This is a genomic window from Lysobacter antibioticus (assembly GCF_000731095.1).
Taxonomy (GTDB): Bacteria; Pseudomonadota; Gammaproteobacteria; order Xanthomonadales; family Xanthomonadaceae; genus Lysobacter; species Lysobacter antibioticus_B.
Genome location: NZ_JMTZ01000016.1, coordinates 43,527 through 59,137, shown reverse-complemented (window position 1 = coordinate 59,137; position 15,611 = coordinate 43,527). Strand labels below are relative to the sequence as shown.

Sequence of the window (15,611 nt, the reverse complement as noted above, 5' to 3'; positions counted from 1 at the left end):
AAAGAGCCGCGGCACCGTTCGGTGTCGCGGCTCGTGCCGGCGTCGCGATGCGCGAGGCCGGCCGCTTGCCCTTTGCGAAGGCAAGCCATGTCCCGTCGTGTACGGTTTACTTCGGCAGATAGATCTTGTCGAAGAAGCCGCCGTCGGAGAAATGCGCGGCCTGGGCTTTCTTCCAACCGCCGAACGCGCTGTCGATGGTGACCTGCTTCACCGCCGGGAACTTGGCGAGGTCGGCGGCCGACACCTTGTCGGGCTCGGCCGGACGGTAGCCGTGCTTGGCGGCGAGGCGTTGGCCTTCGGGGGTGTACAGGAAGCGCAGATAGGCCTCGGCCTGCTTGCGGGTGCCGTGCTTGTCGACGTTCTTGTCGACCCAGGCCACCGGCGGTTCGGCCTTGATGCTCAGGCTCGGCACGACGATTTCGTACTTGCCGCGGTTGGCCGGCTGCTCCAAGGTCAACAAGGCCTCGTTCTCCCAGGCCAGCAATACGTCGCCGATGCCGCGATCGACGAAGGTCGTGGTCGAGCCGCGCGCGCCGGTGTCGAGCACGGGTACGTTCTTGAACAACTGGGTGAGGTAGTCGACGACTTTGTCGCCATCGCGATATTTGGTCGAGGCCCAGGCCCAGGCGGCCAGGTAATTCCAGCGCGCACCGCCGGAGGTCTTCGGGTTCGGGGTGATCACGCCGAGGCCGGCCTGGGTCAGGTCGCCCCAGTCCTTGATGCGCTTCGGGTTGCCCTTGCGCACCAGGAACACGATGGTCGAGGTGTAAGGCGAGCTCTGGTGCGGCAGACGCGTCTGCCAATTGGCCGGCAACTGCTTGGCGTTGGCGATGGTGTCGATGTCGCCGGCCAGCGCCAGGGTCACCACGTCGGCTTCGAGGCCATCGACGACCGAGCGCGCCTGCTTGCCCGAGCCGCCGTGCGAGGCGCGCAGGTTGAGGATCTCGCCGGTCTGCTGTTTCCACTGCGCGGCGAAGACCTGGTTGACCTCGGCGTAGAACTCGCGGGTGGGGTCGTAGGACACGTTGAGCAATTCGACGTCTTTGGCCGACGCGCAGGCGGCGGAGAGGGCCAGGCCGAGCAACATCAGGCGGAGGGTGGTTTTCATCGGTAAGTCCTGTGCGTGGGGCGAACTGGGGGCGAACGGGATATGGGAATTCGAAACCGGGGTCTTGCGATCGCCGGCGTCAGAAGGCGAGCTGGGCGCGGGTGAAGAAGGCCTTTTCGTCTTCGCGATCGCGGCCGGCGGCGGCACCGCCGTCGAATTCGGTCTGGGTGTAGTTGGCGACCAGCTTGAGGTTGCCGGTCAGGTACCAATTCAGGCCCAGGCCCCACGAACGCGCCGCGGCGGCGACGGCGTTGCGATCGGCGAAGCGCGGGAAAGCGGCGTCGTCGATCTCCAGGCGCCCGTAGCGTGCGACCAGTTCGAACGCGCCCCAGCCTGCACCACCGACCGTAAACGGATGGTTAGGCCGGGCCACGCCCTTGTAGCCGGCGTCCTCGCCGGTCAGCACGTAGCCGGTGGTGACTTGCCAGGCGCGATGGTCGAGTTCGTCGGCGACCGCGCCGATGCGCACTTCCTGGCTGGAGCTCACATATTCGCCGAGCACGCTGAAGGCGTTGCGGTAGTACCAGACCTGCGGCGACCAACGCGTGTGCGCGCCGTCGGCCAGCGCGGTGCCGCGGTAGTTGAAGAACTGCGTCTGCCCCGGGGTGCGGTAGCGCGGCAGGAAGTTATTGCCGCTGCCCTGCTTGTCGCCGCGGCTGCCGGCGAGGCCGAAGCCCAGGCCCGAGAGTGCGTTGCTGTCGTTCTTCCACGGCTCGAAGAACAGGCGTCCGGCGAGCTCGAAGTCGTTGTCGGGGTTCACCGTCGGGCTGTCGCGGCCGTCGACCGCGCCGTTGTAGACGCCGAGCGCGTACGACACCGTCGACTGCGCGAACTCGCCTTGCAATTGCACGCCGAGGTCGCGGTTGGGCGTGAGTTCCGAAGCCAGGCCGAGTTCGATCAAGGCGGTCGAACCGCTGGACTGCAGGCGTTCCAGCCCGACCGGGCTCTTGAACTTGCCGATGCGCACGGTCGCGCGCGGGTCGAACTTCAGATCCAGGTAAGCGTCGGCGATGGTCGCGCTGTCGCCGGCGAATTCCGGGGTCAGGCGGAAGCCGACCAGCGAACCCCAACTGCCTTCGATGGTCGGCATGATCCGGCGGAACAGAAACGTGTCGTTCTGCGGCACCGTGTCGTCGCCGATGAAGAAGCGGCCATCGGCCTGGACCAGCGCCTTGAACTTCAGTTCGACGTCGCCCGGCGGCGGCGATTTCACCGCCAGCCCCTTGCTCGCGCTGAGCGTCACCGTCGGCGTGCTCGCGGCCTTGGCCGCGCTTTCCTCGGCTTGCAGTTCCAGGCGGCGTTCGATCACCCGCAGGCGTTGATCGAGATCGCTCAGGTTGCCGCTGTCGGCGGCGGCGCCGGCGACGGCCTCGCCGCCGCCCAGGCGTCGTTCGATCTCGCGCAGACGCTGGGCCAGCTCTTCGACCGTGGGCGGAGCGGTTTGCGCCTGGGCCGGCAAGGCGAGCGCACACGCCAGCGCGCCCCACAGCCAAGGGGTCGCGGTAGGCGTTGCGTTCGCAAGTCGAACCCGGGTTTGCATGTCGTGCTCCTTCAGCGGTGACTGGACAGTCGGCGGGCCCATCGATCGGGCCGATAGCGGGTGGGTGGAGGTCGAGCGGCCGCGGCGACGGCGGCGGAGATGGATTAGCGGCGTCGACAGCGCGTGCGGCTCACGGACGCGGGGCCCGTGTCGGCGCCACCGGCAGGCGTTGGCTGCGGGTGATCTGGACGATGCGCGAGCTGTGCACGACGACTTCGATCTGGCCCTGGCCGAGTTCGCGCACCGCGGTCAGCAACTGGTACTCGCTGTCGCTGAGGTTGACGATGTTGATCTCGGGTTCGACGGTCGGTGCCGGCCGGTCGGCGGCGGCATCGGCCCGGCGCGCGGCGGCGCGTTCGGGCTGGCGCTGATCGTGCTGGCGCGGTTCGGCCGGCGTGCGGACCCGGCGGCCGGCGCCGCGCTCGCCCGGCACATGCCGGCTCACGGGCCGTCTCCGGCCAGCGCGGCCAGGCTCGAACCGGGCGCCAGGGCCAGCTCGTGCAGGCTGCGCCGGTCGAGCACGTCGGAGATCGCGTCGCGCGCCTCGCGCATCAGCGAACGCAGGCTGCAGGCGTCGGGGTCGGGACAGTCGGAGCAGGGCTGGTAGGCGCTGACACTGGCGCAACGCACCGGCGCCAGGGGGCCGTCGATGGCGCGGATCAGGTCGCCGATCATGATCTGATCGGCCGGGCGGGCCAGGGCGTGGCCGCCTTTCTGGCCGCGCCGGCTGTCGATGAAACCGGCCTGGCGCAGATCGACCAGGATGGTCTCGAGGAACTTGCCGGGTGCGCGGCTGTGTTCGGCGATCGTGCGCGCCTGCAGCCGTCCGCCCCGGAGCCGGCCGCCGTCGGCACGCGCCAGCGCGCACATCGCGCGCAGTGCGTACTTGGCCTTCATCGTCAGCATTTCCCATTCACCATGTAGGGAATGTGGCCGCGACCGGTGGCCCAGGGGAAAAGGTATTGCCTCATCTGCTTATGACCTGGGGCTATGTGGGGGCAGGTCGCGATGGGGGCGAGGCAAAAGCTAAAGGCAAATCCCCCCTCCCCCCTTTTCCAAAAGGGGGAATGCTTCGGCCGGATACGGACGATCCGAGGGGCGCGGTCGATCTGGGGCGCGCAGATGATTCGCCCCCTTTGCAAAAGGGGGCTGGCGCCTGCGTTGCATGGCGAAACTAGGTTGCGGCTGCGCCGGGGGATTTGCGGGCAGGTCGCGGTGATCCGGTCGAAGCGGGAGCAAGGCCAAAGGCAAATCCCCCTTAACTCCCTTTTTCAAAGTGGGGAATGGAGTAGGTCGATAGGAAGTAAGGCGCGGATACACCGCCGCTCTGCCGGACCGGTTCGCCCACGAAGCCGTTAGGATGAGCGCCCATGCGTTCTCTCGCCTCGCTTCCGCCGCTCGCCCGCACCTGCTTGCTGGTGCTCGCCGCGCTCGCCACCGCCTGCTGGCTCGCGCCGGCGCTGGGTCGCTACGGGCCGATCCTGCCCGACTGGGACGCGCTGTCGGTGCGGCCGGGCACGGCCGGGCACTGGTTCGGCACCGACGCGATCGGCCGCGACGTGTTCGCGCGCACGCTCGCCGGCGGCCGCCTCTCGCTCGGCATCGGCTTGCTCGCCAGCGTGGTCGCCCTGGTCATCGGCTTGGGCTACGGCGCCATCGCCGGGCTCGCCGGCGGCCGCGTCGAGCGCGCGATGCTGCGGGTGCTCGACGTGTTCTCGGCGCTGCCGTTCCTGCTGGTGGTGATCCTGTTGCTGACCCTGTTCGAGCGCTCGCTGTTGCTGCTGCTCGCGGCGATCGGCGGGTATGTCTGGATCGACCTGGCGCGGGTGATGCGCGCCGAGGCCGCGCGCCTGCGCGAGGCGCCGTTCGTGCTCGCCGCGCAAGCGACCGGGGCGAGTTTCGGCCAGCGCCTGCGCTGGCATGTGCTGCCGAATCTGTTGCCGCTGGCGTTCGTGTATCTCGGCCTGATCCTGCCGCAGGCGATCCTGGTCGAAAGCTTCCTCGGCTTCCTCGGCCTGTCGATCGACGAGCCCTCGTCGAGTTGGGGCGGCCTGCTCGCCGAAGGCGTGCAGGAGCTCGACAGCGCACCGTGGACCTTGTTGTTCCCGGCCGGGTTCCTGGTCGCGACCCTGGCGGCGTTCCAGTTTCTCGGCGACGGCCTGCGTGATTGGCTCGACGTGCGCGGCGACGCCGGCGACGGCGGCGCCAAGGTCGGGGCGGCGGCCGCATGAGCGCGTTGTTGCGTTTGCAGGCGCTGACGGTGGCGACGCGCGCGCACGGCTTGCTCGGGCCGCTCGATCTGCAACTGCACGCCGGCGAATGCCTCGGCGTGGTCGGCGAAAGCGGCAGCGGCAAGAGCCTGACCGCGCTCGCGCTGCTCGGCCTGTTGCCGCCGGAGCTGCGCGGCGAAGGGCGCCTGCAGGTCGACGGCGAAAGCATCGCCCTCGGCGGCGCCGCGCACGCGCGCCTGCGCGGCCGCAGCCTGGCCTGGGTGCCGCAGGACCCGCTTGCGGCCCTGCATCCGCTGCGTCGCGTCGGTGCGCAACTCGACGAAACCCTGCGCGCGGTCTGCGGCTTGTCGGCGGCGGCCGCGCGCGAACGTGCGCTGGCCTTGTTCGAGCGCGTGCAATTGCCGGACCCGGCGAACGCGCTGCGGCGCTATCCGCACCAGTTTTCCGGCGGCCAGCGCCAGCGCATCGCGATCGCTTTGGCCTTGGCGACCCAGCCGCGGGTGTTGATCGCCGACGAACCGACCTCGGCCTTGGATGCGCGCATCGCCCGCGACATCCTCGACCTGCTCGACCGCCTGCGTCGCGAGGATCGCCTGGCGTTGTTGCTGATCAGTCACGACTTGCCGCTGGTCGGCGCCTACGCGCAGCAATTGCTGGTGCTGCAGCGCGGTGCGGTGGTCGAACGCGGCGACACCGCCGCGGTGTTCGCCGCGCCGACCCAGGCCTATACGCGCGAACTGCTCGCCGCCGACCGCATCGAGGCTTTACCGGAGCGTGCGTCGGAGGAGCCGGTGTTGCTGCGCGGCGAAGGCCTGCGCATGCGCTATCCGCGCGCCGCGCACAGCGCGCTCGACGGTGTCGACATCGAGCTGCGCCGCGGCGAGGGCCTGGCCCTGGTCGGCGAGAGCGGCAGCGGCAAGAGCACGCTCGGCCGCGTGTTGCTGCGCCTGTTGCGCGGCGCGCAGGGCCGGGTGTCGATCGACGGCACCGATCTCGGCGGTCTCGACGCGCGCGCCTTGCGCCGCTTGCGCGCACGCACCGGGGTCGTGTTCCAGGACCCCTACGCCTCGCTCGATCCGCGCCTGCGCATCGGCGAGATCGTGGCCGAACCCTTGCGCATCCACGCTCGCGGCGATGCCGCCGCGCGTCGCCGTCATGCCGCCGCATTGATGCAGGCGGTCGGGCTGGACGAGGCCATGCTGGATCGCTATCCGCACCAGTTCTCCGGCGGCCAGCGCCAGCGCATCGCGATCGCGCGCGCACTGGCGACCGATCCCGAACTGTTGGTCTGCGACGAAGCGGTGTCGGCCCTGGACGCGCATCACCGCGCGGCGATTTTGGCTCTGCTCGCGCGGCTCAAGCGCGAACGCGGCCTGGCCTTGTTGTTCGTGACTCACGACCTCGCCGCGGCGGCGGCGGTGGCCGAACGCATCGCCGTGCTCGAAGCCGGCCGCATCGTCGAGACCGGGCCGACCGCGCAGGTGCTGCGCGCGCCGCAACACGCGCACACGCAGGCCTTGCTCGCCGCGCGTCCGAAAACCGCGCTCGACCAGGCCTGAGCCCGAGCTTCGCGCTCACGAACCGTCCGAACCGGATTTCGGCCCGGAGCATCGATAGCGCAGGATCGGGCGCGACGATCGCGCCACTGCATCGCCGTATCGGGCTGAGCGGCGCGGTCGCGGCTCAGCGAACGGATTCGAATGCGGTCGCCGCTCAGGCGATCGCTCTCGAATGAAGCCTCCGCTCAGGCGGTCGCGCTCAGACGATGCCGCCGCCGATGCCCAGGCGGACCACGCCGACCACGATCACGATGGCGTTGAGCAGCAGGCCGGTCTTGGCGCGGCCGTTCTTTTCCGAGCTGGTGAACAGCACTCCGATCGCGGCGATGATCGCGCCGACCGCGGCGAACGGGATCAGGAACCAGTTGCCCCAGCCCAGCAGCGGGATCAGGGCGAGGATCATCCACAGCAGCGCGACGATGCCCCAGAGCAGGCTGATCAATCCCATCGTGTCGTACTCCGCAGTCGGCCCGTTTGGCCACATGCGCAACGTAGCGTCTGGCGGGCCGATTTCAAGTGCCACAGGTGGCCGGGACCGATGGGCGTCGGCGCGAATTCAGGCGCAAACGGCGCCCTGAGGCGCCGCTGCATCGAGGTTGCCGGCCGCGAACAAGCCCGGCGGCGTTTGCACGGCGGCGCGTCAGCCGTGCGAGCCGTCGATCTCCACGCGCAGTTCGTAGCGGCAGATCGCCGCGTGCAGCAGGATGCGCGGCACCCGATCGCCGAAGCGGCGGTCGAGCGCGGCGGCGACGTTGTCGATCTCCTCGACGTCGCGCACGTACACCTTCAGGCAGGAGCCGCCGCCGAACGCGCTCGACAACTGCGGCTGGCGCTGGCGGGCGACGCCGAGCAGGCTGTCGAAGTTGGCCAGGGTTTCGTCGAGCTGGGCCAGCACCGAATCGGCATGCCTGGACTCGTGGCCGACCACTGCCGCGGTGCCCGACAACAGCAGCGGCATCGCCGCCGGCTGCGGCGGCAGCATGGCGCGGGCGAAGCTCGGCGGCTGCGGGCCGTACTGGCGCGGGTAGCGATAGGCGCTGACCTGGCGCGGGTTTTCCAGCGGCGTGCCGGGCGTGCGCGAGGCCAGCCAATACACCTGCAAGCGGCGCGCGCCGTCGACGCGGCCGATCGCGGTCGCCGCCGGCAGGCGCGCGATGTCGAAATCGCCCAGGCCCTTGGCGCGGCCGACGCAGAACACGCGGTAGCGCTCTTCGTCGCCGTGGCCGAGGGTGATGCCGTCGAGGTAGTTCCAGATCCGCAACAAATGCGGATAGCCGCGCGCTTGCGTGAAGGCGAGCAACTTGCGGTACAGGTATTCGGCGGCGCGCGCGATCTCGCCGTTGGTGGCTTCGCCCGGCAGCGGTTCGGGCTCGTCGAATTCGATCACGCCGAACTGCAGCGCGCCGTCTTCCGACCAGGCCAGGTCGCCGTCGCGGCCCTTGATCACCGGGCCGCGGCCGCGCCAGCGCTCCAGGCGCCGGTCGCCGAACGGTTCCAGGGCCACGCGCAGATAACGCGGGTCGTCGTGCTGCGGCGCCTGCGCGCCGAAGCCGAATACCGCCAGGGTGTCGTCCTGGGCGAGCAACTCGGCCGGCGTGGCCGCGACGTAGTCGACCTGCAGTTGCGGCGGCATCGCCAACATGGCTTCGGCCGCGCTCACGGATTGCCCCGTTGCAGGGTGTCGCCGCGGAAATCGACGCCGACCTGGCGCTTGCGCCGCCACCAGCCGCGCAGCGCCTGCGGCGCCATGCGCAGCGCCGTCATCGCATAGACGAAGCGGAACACGCGCAGGCGGCGCAGCACCTCGCGGTTGTCGAACACGTCGCCGGCCAGCATCGAGATCACCGCCTGCTCGATCTGCCAATAGTTGCGCGGGGCGTTGAACAGCTCGCGCATCACCGGCGTGGTGAAGCGATAGATGAACCATTGGAAATGACGCAGGCCGCGCTTGAGGCGTTTGACCATCGCCGCCTGCAGTTCGGTCTCGCGCGCCGGCTCGCGCAGGGCGCCGTCGACCACCGAGGCGGCTTGTTCGCCGCTGTTCATGCCGAGGTAGACGCCGGAGGAGAACACCGGATCGACGAAGGCGTAGGCGTCGCCGACCATGACCCAGCCCGGGCCGGTCATACGCGAGCAGGTGTAGGAATAGTTGCCGGTCACATGGACGTCGCCGCAGCGCTGTGCGCCCTGCATGCGCCGCCATACCGACGGCTCGGACTCCAGCGTCTGCATCAGGAAGCCTTCGCTGTCGCCGCGGCGTTGCTTGAGGTATTCGGGGAAACACACCGCGCCGACGCTCATGACGTCGCGCTGCAGCGGGATCAGCCACATCCAGCCGTGGGCGAAACGCTGCACGGTGATGTTGCCGGCGTCCTCGCCGTCGCGGCGCTGCACGCCGGTGAAGTGGCTGAAGATCGCCGCCGACTGGTGCAGCTGATTCTTCTGCTTGAGCTTGAGCTGGCCGCCGAGGAAGGTGTCGCGGCCGCTGCCGTCGACGAGGTAGCGCGGGCGCACCCGCAGCTCGCGGCCGTCGTCGCCGCGGGCGTGAACCATCGACGGGCGGCCGTCGGCGCCGAACTCGATCTTCTCGACCTTGACCCGTTCGCGGGCGTCGACGCCGTTGGCCTGGGCGTGGCGGAACAGCAGTTCGTCGAATTCCTCGCGCTTGACCTGGAAGGCGTAGCCGTAGACCGGGTTGAGCGCGCGCTCGAAGCGGAAGGTGTTGTAGCGCTCGGCGTCGATCGGGAACTCGGCGCCGGGCTTGTGGATGCCGATCGCGCGCACCTGTTCGAGCACGCCGAGGCGCTCGAGGATGGCCAGGTTCATCGGCAGCAGCGACTCGCCGATGTGGAAGCGCGGGTGGCTGCCTTTTTCCAGCAGCAACACCTTCCAGCCCTTGCGGGCGAGCAGGGTCGCCGCGGTGGTGCCGGCCGGGCCGCCGCCGATCACCAGGACATCGGTGTCGATGGTCTGCGCGGCGTGGGAGGGGCTGGCCGTGCTGGAAGCAGCGGTGGCCGTCGGTGCGGCCGCGTCGGGCGCGGAGTCGGGCGGATTCATGCGCAAATGATAGCCTGCCGCCTCGGCCCGCTGCGCAGCGGCGGCGGGGCGCCGGCGTCGTCGCGCCGCTTCGGCACAACGCCTCAAGTGCCTGATAACGCAGGTCCGCCGCAGGCCGAAGCGGCTGCCGGGTGGGGCCGAACAGCGGGCTCGCCGCACCCGGCGGTTGCGCCTGCGGCGCCGATGGCGGATCGTTGCGCCCCTTGTCCCACCGTGACCGGATCGCCCGATGTCTGAACAAAGCCCCGCCGAACGCGAACTGGCGCAGCTGCTGGTCGAGAGCCTGAACCTGGAAGACGTGGCACCGGAGCAGATCGATCCGGAAGCGGCGCTGTTCAACGAAGGCCTCGGCCTGGACTCGATCGACGCACTGGAACTCGCCCTGGCGATCACCAAGCGCTACGGCTTCCAGCTGCGCTCCGACAGCGACGAGAACCGCCGCATCTTCGCTTCGCTGCGCGCGCTGTCGGCGCATATCGAGCAGCAGCGGGCCGCCTGAACGCCGGCGGCCGGCGCGGCGTCGAACCGCCAGTGCATGCGCCCGTTCCCGGAGCCGACGTGAACCCTCCTTCGTCCAGCGCCCTCGCGCGCCTGTTGCTGGCGATCGCCTACCCGGTGCTGGCGCATTGGGCCAGCCACGACGGCGGCGGCGCGCTGGCGGCATTGGCCCTGGCCGATCTGGTCGTGTTCGTGACCATCGACGGCTTGCTGGGCCTGCGCTGGCGTGCCTGGGCGGCGACCGTGGTCCTGCTCGCGGCCCTGGCCGCGTCGGCCTTCACCCCCTACGCGCAGATGTTGTTGCTGGCGCCGCCGATGCTGTTCAACGGCTGGCTGGCGTGGTGGTTCGGGCGCAGCCTGCGCGCGCCGCGCGAGGCCCTGATCACGCGCATCGTCGCGGCCCTGCACGAAGGCCCGGTGTCGGCCTTGTCGCCCGAGCTGTATCGCTATACCCGCCGCCTGACCGCGCTGTGGGCGGTGGTGTTGACGGTGCTGGCGCTGGTCAACGGCGCCCTGGCGATGATCGCCGTGCCCGACGGCGTGCTGGCGCGCCTGGGACAGGTGCCGCCGGTCGCGATCAGCCAGGAGCAATGGTCCTGGTTCGCCAACCTGATCAACTACGGCGTCGTCGTCGGCATGTTCGCCGGCGAATACCTGGTGCGGCAGCGCCGTTTCCCGGTGCGCCCGGAGAGCGGCTTCTTCGACTTCATGCACCGCATGGCCAAGCTCGGCCCGGGCTTCTGGCGCGAGCTGTTCTCCTGAACGGAGCCGTTGGCCGATACCGCGCAGGCGCTGCGTTTGGGCACCGTCGCACACTGCGAATTCCAGTAATTCAAGGGCCGCCGTCGCATTTCGACGCCCCGCTGAATGCGCGTGCTTTATCCTGTGACCCTCGCCGCAACCGCCGACCCCGCCGCCCGCCTGTATGCCGTTCTCGATCCCGTCCGATCATCCCTGCCTGCCCGGCCATTTCCCGGGGCGCCCGCTGGTGCCTGGCGTGGTCCTGCTGGAGCAGGTGATCGCCGCGGTCGAAGCCGCGCACGGGCCGCTGAACGGATTGCGTCTGCCGCAGGTGAAGTTCTTGCAGCCCTTGTTGCCGGAGCAATCGGCGCAGGTCGAACTGGACGCGCTGGGCGCGGCGCGTTGGCGCTTTCGCGTGCGCCGCGGCGACGACCTGCTCGCCAGCGGCGAAGTCGTCGCCGATCTGCCCATCACCGAGGCTTCGGCATGAGCGGCGAGCACTGGAAGCAACGCCCCGAAGGCGGCGGCCGCCTCGCCTTCCGCCTGATCGGCTTCATCGCCCGTCGCGGCGGGCGCTCGATCGCGCGCCTGACCCTGTATCCGATCGTCGCCTACTTCCTGATCGTGCGCGGCCCGGAGCGGCGCGCCTCGCGCGACTATCTGGCGCGGGTGCTCGACCGTCCGCCGCGCTTGCTCGACATCGCCCGCCACATCCACACCTTCGCCGCGACCATCCTCGATCGCCTGTACATGCTCAGCGGCCGCATGGCGCCGTTCGACGTGCGCGTGGACGGCCTGGACAAGCTCGAACCCTATCTCGACCGCGGCCAAGGCCTGCTGCTGTTCGGCTCGCACCTGGGCAGCTTCGAGGCCTTGCGGGTGCTGTCGCGCAGTCGGCCCGGCCTGAAGCTGCGGGTGGTGTTCGACCGCGGCCATAACCCGGCCCTGACCGAGATGCTCGACGCGCTGGATCCGCAGATCGCGCGCACCGTCATCGATGCCGGCCAGGACGGCCCCTCGATCGTGTTCGCGATCAAGCAGGCCACCGACGAAGGCGCGATCGTCGCCTTGCTGGTCGACCGCGCCGCGCCGCACGAGCCGCATACCACCGCCTCCTTCCTCGGCGCGCCGGCCGAGTTCCCGAGCGCGCCGTGGCTGATCGCGGCGGCACTGAAAGTGCCGGTGGTGCTGGCCTTCGGCCTGTACCGTGGGGGGGCGCGCTACGACCTGGTGTTCGAGACGTTCAGCGAGGGTGTGGCGATCGAGCGGCATAACCGCCCGGCGATCCTTGCCGCACTGGTCCAGCGTTACGCCGAGCGCCTGCAGGCCCAAGCCCGCAGCGCCCCCTACAACTGGTTCAACTTCTACGATTTCTGGCATGCCGATGACGCTGATCAAGCCTTGCACGTGGACCCTGGCGCTGATGCTCGGCGCCGGGTCGCTGCGCGCCGCTCCGGTTACTGAGGCCGCCGCCCAGGGCGTGCCGGCCGGGGCATCGGCCGCCGAAGCCGCGGTCGCGGCCGATCCCGACTGGATCCTGCCGCGCCTGGCGCAGCCGGTCCCGGCCCGCACCGACTTCGTCGAAGTGCGCGGCTCGGCCCTGCTCAAAGCACCGTTGCGCCTGTCCGGCGAGTACCGTCGTCCCGACGCGACCACCCTGGTGCGCGAAGTGCGCGCGCCCTACGCCGAGACCACCAGCATCCGCACCGGCGCCAAGCCCGGCCAGGGCGAGGTCGCCATCGTCCGCCCCGGCAAGCCGCCCAGGCGTTTCTCGCTGGCGCGCGCGCCCGAGCTGGTCGCCTTGCAGGCCAGCTTCGGCGCCTTGCTCGGCGGCGACCGCGCCTTGCTCGAACAGCATTACCGGCTGGTCGCCGAGGGCACGCGCCGGCAGTGGACGATCAGCCTGATCCCGAAGGACGCCAGTCTGGCCGCACGCGTGCGCGAGATCGTCCTGCTCGGCCGCGACGATGAGCTGCGTTGCATCGAGACCCGGCCGGCGCGCGGCAACGAGCAACAGCGCACCTTGTTGGCCAGCGCTGCGCGCGCCGCCGCCGGCGTCGCCGACGCGAGCCAGTTGGCGGCGCTGTGCCGCGGCCACGGCGCGGCGCGTTGATGACGCCCGCGCGCCGTCTCGCCCTCGCCCTGCTGTGGCTGGCCCTGCTCGCGGTCGCCGGCTGGGCGATCGGCAGCCGCCTGCAGCTCAGCGGCGATCTGCGCCGCTTCATGCCGAGCGCGCAGACGCCGGCGCAGAAACTGCTGATCGACGAACTCGGCGAAGGCCCGGGCTCGCGTCTGTTGTTGTTGGCGATCGAAGGCGATGAGCCGGCCACTCTCGCCGCGCAATCGGCGGCGATGCGCGAACGCCTGACCGCGCAGCCGCAGTTCAAGCTGGTCGCCAACGGCGCCGGGCAGGGGCTGGAGGCGGTGCCGGAACGCCTGCGTCCGTACCGCTATCTGCTGACGCCGAGCTTCGACGAACAGCCGCTCGACAGCGCCTATTTGCGCGAGCAACTCGACAGCCGCGTGCAGGACCTCGGCTCGCCGGCCGGCGAGCTGATCGAGCCGCTGCTGCCGAGCGATCCCACCCTGGAGATGCTGCGCCTGGCCGAGGCCTGGCAGCCGGCGCAGGCGCCGCAGACCGAGCACGGCGTGTGGTTCGACCGCGCCGGCAAGCAGGCCTTGCTGGCGATCGAGACGCGCGCGGCCGGCTTCGACCCGACCGGCCAGCAAGGCGCGCTCGATGCGATCCAGGCCGCGTTCGCGCAAGCGCGCGGCGCCAGCCCGGCGCGGCTGACGATCAGCGGCCCGGGTGCGTTCTCGGTCGAAATCGGTGGGCGCACCCAACGCGAAGCGAGCCTGATCGGCACCATCGACAGCCTGGTGTTCGTACTGTTGCTGTGGCTGGCCTACCGCAGTTGGAAGGCGCCGCTGCTCGGCGGCCTGCCGCTGGCGACCGCGGGCCTGGCCGGGCTCGGTGCAGTCGCCGCACTCTTCGACGGCGTGCACGGCATCACCGTCGCCTTCGGTTTCACTTTGATCGGCGTGGTCCAGGACTATCCGATCCATTTGTTCAGTCACCAACGCCCTGGCCTGTCGCCGTGGGCGAGCGCGCGCAGCCTGTGGCCGACGCTCGGCACCGGCGTGACCTCGACCTGCATCGCCTACCTGACCTTCTTCGTCTCCGGCGTCGACGGCCTGCAGCAACTCGCGGTGTTCACCATCGTCGGCCTTGCCACCGCCGCGCTCGCCACGCGTTTCGTGCTGCCGGCGCTGATCGATCCGGCGCCGCGCGACGCCGCCGGCTCGCCGGCGCTGGCGCGGCTGTGGACGCGGCTGGCGCGCTGGCCGCGGCTCGGCGTGGCCGGCGTGTCGCTGATCGCCGCGCTGGCGCTGGCGGTGATCCTGTTCGTGCCCGGCGCGTTCTGGCAGAACGACCTGGCCAAGCTGACCCCGGTGCCGCCGGCCGCGCTCGCCCGCGATGCGCAGTTGCGCGACGAACTCGGCGCGCCCGACGTGCGTTACGTCATCGCCATCGAGGGCCGCGATGCCGAGGCCGCTTTGCAGTCCTCGGAAGCCTTGCTGACCGAGCTGCCGGCGCTGCGCCGGCGCGGCGCGATCGCCGGCTACGACCTCGCCGCGCGTTATCTGCCGAGCGCCAAGACCCAGCGCGAACGCCAGCAGCGCCTGCCCGATGCGGCCAGCCTGCGCACGGCGCTCGACACCGCCGTCGCGGCGACGCCGTTCCGCAGCGATGCCTTCGCCGATTTCCTCGCCGACGTCGAACGCGCGCGGCAGGCGCCGCCGCTGACCCCGCGCGACCTCGCCGGCACGCCGCTCGCGGTCAGCGTCGAGGGCCTGCTGTTGCAACGCGGCGACCATGCCACCGCGCTGGTGTCGCTGACCGGGCTCAACGATCCGGCCGCGGTCGCGAGCGTGGTGCGCCGTCACGGCGGCCAGTTGCTCGATCTCAAGCAGGCTTCCGAATCGCTGGTCGCCGACTACCGCGGCCGCGTGCTGATGGCCTTGGGCCTGGCCGGCGTGCTGCTCGCGGCTGCGGTATGGGTGGCCCTGCGCTCGCCGCGGCGGGTGCTGCGTGTGCTGGCGCCGATGGCCTTGAGCAGCCTGCTGATCCTGGCGGTGCTGCGCGGCCTGGGCATCGAACTCAACCTGTTCCATCTGGTCTCGCTGATCCTCGCCGCCGGCCTGGGCCTGGATTACGCGCTGTTCTTCGATCATGCCGGCGACGACCGCGCCGAACAGCTGCGCACCCTGCACGCGGTGATCGTGTGCAGCCTGACCACGCTGCTGGTGTTCGCGCTGCTGGGTTTGTCGTCGATTCCGGTGTTGCGCGCGATCGGCAGCACGGTCGCGCTCGGCGTCGTTTTCAACTTCGTGCTGGCCTTGTTGATCGTGCGCGAACCGGCGGCGATGGAGGCCGGCGATGCGCACGCGTGAGGCCATCGCCGCGCTGATCCCGCACCAGGGCCTGATGTGCCTGTGGCAAGAAGTCGTCGAATGGGACGAGGAGCGCATCGTGCTGCGCACGAACGGGCATCGCGACCCCGCCCATCCGCTGCGTCGCGACGGGCGCCTGCACGCTGTGCATCTGTGCGAATACGGCGCACAGACCATGGCCGTGCACGGCGGTTTGCTCGCGCGCCGTGACGGCGGCGTGGCCAAGCCCGGCGTGCTGGTGGCGCTGCGCGGCGTGCAGTTGCACCTGGCGCGTTTCGACGACCTGCCCGGTGCGATCGAAGGCCGCGCGCACAAGCTGATCGACACCGGCCAGAGCTGGCAGTACGAGTTCGAGCTGCACCACGCCGGCGTGCCGATCGCGCAGGGGCGTGCCGCGGTGATGGCGCGGCCGGACTGAGTCC

At 70.4% G+C, this 15,611-nt stretch carries 16 protein-coding genes; 9 read left to right on the top strand and 7 right to left on the bottom strand.

The annotated features are described in order from the left end of the window. Positions 1-106: 106 nt before the first annotated feature. The 4 genes from EX88_RS0106915 to EX88_RS0106900 form a co-directional block, all read right to left on the bottom strand. Positions 107-1,108: a sulfate ABC transporter substrate-binding protein gene (locus tag EX88_RS0106915; protein ID WP_036148230.1), complete on the bottom strand. Its 1,002-nt coding sequence runs from the start codon at positions 1,106-1,108 to the stop codon at positions 107-109. A 79-nt stretch (positions 1,109-1,187) separates the two neighbouring features. After that, complete coding sequence (locus EX88_RS0106910; protein WP_051884652.1) at positions 1,188-2,648, bottom strand: OprO/OprP family phosphate-selective porin; 1,461 nt, start codon at positions 2,646-2,648, stop codon at positions 1,188-1,190. 130 nt (positions 2,649-2,778) lie between these two features. Next, positions 2,779-3,093 (bottom strand): DUF2292 domain-containing protein, encoded by a 315-nt coding sequence (locus EX88_RS0106905; RefSeq protein WP_031371272.1) that lies wholly within the window; start codon positions 3,091-3,093, stop codon positions 2,779-2,781. Further along, positions 3,090-3,554 (bottom strand): RrF2 family transcriptional regulator, encoded by a 465-nt coding sequence (locus EX88_RS0106900; protein ID WP_031371271.1) that lies wholly within the window; start codon positions 3,552-3,554, stop codon positions 3,090-3,092. The genes EX88_RS0106905 and EX88_RS0106900 overlap by 4 nt, the downstream gene beginning before the upstream one ends. A 464-nt stretch (positions 3,555-4,018) precedes the next feature. Between EX88_RS0106900 and EX88_RS0106895 the strand changes: the two genes are divergently transcribed. Both EX88_RS0106895 and EX88_RS0106890 read left to right on the top strand, forming a co-directional pair. After that, complete coding sequence (locus EX88_RS0106895) at positions 4,019-4,879, top strand: ABC transporter permease (protein ID WP_051884648.1); 861 nt, start codon at positions 4,019-4,021, stop codon at positions 4,877-4,879. After that, positions 4,876-6,438: a dipeptide ABC transporter ATP-binding protein gene (locus EX88_RS0106890; RefSeq protein WP_031371269.1), complete on the top strand. Its 1,563-nt coding sequence runs from the start codon at positions 4,876-4,878 to the stop codon at positions 6,436-6,438. The genes EX88_RS0106895 and EX88_RS0106890 overlap by 4 nt, the downstream gene beginning before the upstream one ends. Positions 6,439-6,637: 199 nt before the next feature. Here EX88_RS0106890 and EX88_RS0106885 read toward each other — a convergent pair whose 3' ends face one another. From EX88_RS0106885 to EX88_RS0106875, 3 genes are all read right to left on the bottom strand, one after another. After that, complete coding sequence (locus EX88_RS0106885; RefSeq protein WP_031371268.1) at positions 6,638-6,886, bottom strand: hypothetical protein; 249 nt, start codon at positions 6,884-6,886, stop codon at positions 6,638-6,640. 192 nt (positions 6,887-7,078) lie between these two features. Next, a complete protein-coding gene (locus EX88_RS0106880) occupies positions 7,079-8,080 on the bottom strand; it encodes a pteridine-dependent deoxygenase (protein ID WP_031371267.1) in 1,002 nt (333 codons plus the stop codon). Between the two features lie 14 nt (positions 8,081-8,094). After that, a complete protein-coding gene (locus tag EX88_RS0106875) occupies positions 8,095-9,495 on the bottom strand; it encodes an NAD(P)/FAD-dependent oxidoreductase (RefSeq protein ID WP_081930682.1) in 1,401 nt (466 codons plus the stop codon). Positions 9,496-9,724: 229 nt separating this feature from the next. Here EX88_RS0106875 and EX88_RS0106870 point away from each other — a divergent pair, with 229 nt between their 5' ends. From EX88_RS0106870 to EX88_RS0106840, 7 genes are all read left to right on the top strand, one after another. After that, entirely contained in the window at positions 9,725-9,994 is a 270-nt protein-coding gene (locus EX88_RS0106870) for a phosphopantetheine-binding protein (protein ID WP_031371265.1), read from the top strand. Positions 9,995-10,053: 59 nt separating this feature from the next. After that, positions 10,054-10,755, top strand: a complete 702-nt coding sequence (locus EX88_RS0106865; RefSeq protein ID WP_235186212.1) for a ketosynthase — start codon at positions 10,054-10,056, stop codon at positions 10,753-10,755. 163 nt (positions 10,756-10,918) lie between these two features. Continuing rightward, positions 10,919-11,224: a dehydratase gene (locus EX88_RS0106860; RefSeq protein WP_031371263.1), complete on the top strand. Its 306-nt coding sequence runs from the start codon at positions 10,919-10,921 to the stop codon at positions 11,222-11,224. Next, entirely contained in the window at positions 11,221-12,198 is a 978-nt protein-coding gene (locus EX88_RS0106855) for an acyltransferase (protein WP_031371262.1), read from the top strand. The genes EX88_RS0106860 and EX88_RS0106855 overlap by 4 nt, the downstream gene beginning before the upstream one ends. Next, entirely contained in the window at positions 12,113-12,847 is a 735-nt protein-coding gene (locus EX88_RS0106850) for a LolA-related protein (protein ID WP_305067588.1), read from the top strand. The genes EX88_RS0106855 and EX88_RS0106850 overlap by 86 nt, the downstream gene beginning before the upstream one ends. Further along, positions 12,847-15,189: an MMPL family transporter gene (locus EX88_RS0106845; RefSeq protein ID WP_031371260.1), complete on the top strand. Its 2,343-nt coding sequence runs from the start codon at positions 12,847-12,849 to the stop codon at positions 15,187-15,189. The genes EX88_RS0106850 and EX88_RS0106845 overlap by 1 nt, the downstream gene beginning before the upstream one ends. Next, complete coding sequence (locus EX88_RS0106840; RefSeq protein ID WP_031371259.1) at positions 15,176-15,607, top strand: phosphotransferase; 432 nt, start codon at positions 15,176-15,178, stop codon at positions 15,605-15,607. Before EX88_RS0106845 ends, EX88_RS0106840 begins: the two co-directional genes overlap by 14 nt. Positions 15,608-15,611: the final 4 nt, after the last annotated feature.